Consider the following 1,645-nt stretch of genomic DNA (forward strand, 5'->3'; position numbering starts at 1 on the left):
TAGCCTGAGACGTGATGCGTACCCGTTGAGGGGAATTCAGTGATCCTATGCTGCCGAGAAAAGCCTCTAGCGAGCTGGTACACGGCCCGTACCCCAAACCGACACAGGTGGTCAGGTAGAGAATACTAAGGCGATCGAGAGAACTGTGGTTAAGGAACTCGGCAAAATGCCCCCGTAACTTCGGGAGAAGGGGGACCACGCCTGGTGAAGGGTTTTACACCTGGAGCTGGGTGGGGTCGCAGAGACCAGAGAGAAGCGACTGTTTACTAAAAACACAGGTCCGTGCGAAGTCGTAAGACGATGTATACGGACTGACGCCTGCCCGGTGCCGGAAGGTTAAGAGGACCGGTTAGCCTGTTATGGGCGAAGCTGAGAATTTAAGCCCCGGTAAACGGCGGTGGTAACTATAACCATCCTAAGGTAGCGAAATTCCTTGTCGGGTAAGTTCCGACCTGCACGAATGGCGTAACGACTTCTCTGCTGTCTCAACCACAGACTCGGCGAAATTGCATTACGAGTAAAGATGCTCGTTACGCGCGGCAGGACGAAAAGACCCCGGGACCTTCACTATAGCTTGGTATTGGTGTTCGGTACGGTTTGTGTAGGATAGGTGGGAGACTGTGAAGCTCGGACGCTAGTTCGGGTGGAGTCGTCGTTGAAATACCACTCTGATCGTATTGGACTTCTAACCTCGGACCATGATCTGGTTCAGGGACAGTGCCTGGTGGGTAGTTTAACTGGGGCGGTTGCCTCCCAAAATGTAACGGAGGCGCCCAAAGGTTCCCTCAGCCTGGTTGGCAATCAGGTGTTGAGTGCAAGTGCACAAGGGAGCTTGACTGTGAGACTGACAGGTCGAGCAGGGACGAAAGTCGGGACTAGTGATCCGGCACCGGCAAGTGGAAGCGGTGTCGCTCAACGGATAAAAGGTACCCCGGGGATAACAGGCTGATCTTCCCCAAGAGTCCATATCGACGGGATGGTTTGGCACCTCGATGTCGGCTCGTCGCATCCTGGGGCTGGAGTAGGTCCCAAGGGTTGGGCTGTTCGCCCATTAAAGCGGCACGCGAGCTGGGTTTAGAACGTCGTGAGACAGTTCGGTCTCTATCCGCCGCGCGCGTAAGAAACTTGAGGAAGGCTGTCCCTAGTACGAGAGGACCGGGACGGACGAACCTCTGGTGTGCCAGTTGTTCCGCCAGGAGCACTGCTGGTTGGCTACGTTCGGAAGGGATAACCGCTGAAAGCATCTAAGCGGGAAGCCTGTTCCAAGATGAGGTTTCTCTCCCACTTGATGGGTTAAGGCCCCCTACAGACCATGGGGTTGATAGGCCAGAATTGGAAGCCAGGTAACTGGTGTAGGTGACTGGTACTAATAGGCCGAGGGCTTACTACGAAGGTGTTACGCGTCCACTGTGCGGTTTCTGAAACAGCACACAGATCATGGAGACAACGATCGGTTGTCCAATTCCTACTGAGGTAGGTGTTGGGTTTCTGGTTGTGGCTCTCTGTGTGACAGTTTCATAGAGTTACGGTAGTTATAGCGGTGGGGAAACGCCCGGTCCCATTCCGAACCCGGAAGCTAAGGCCACCTGCGCCGATGGTACTGCACTCGACAGGGTGTGGGAGAGTAGGACACTGCCGGAACATC

General features: G+C 54.9%; 2 rRNA genes. Both read left to right on the plus strand.

The window, feature by feature from the left end:
• Positions 1-1,390 (plus strand): 23S ribosomal RNA (locus ACFVJ5_RS35730); the annotation flags it as partial.
• 134 nt (positions 1,391-1,524) lie between these two features.
• Positions 1,525-1,641: ribosomal RNA gene (gene rrf / locus ACFVJ5_RS35735) — 5S ribosomal RNA — on the plus strand.
• Positions 1,642-1,645 lie beyond the last annotated feature (4 nt).

The organism is Nocardia sp. NPDC127606 (genome assembly GCF_042671725.1).
Taxonomy (GTDB): Bacteria; Actinomycetota; Actinomycetes; order Mycobacteriales; family Mycobacteriaceae; genus Nocardia.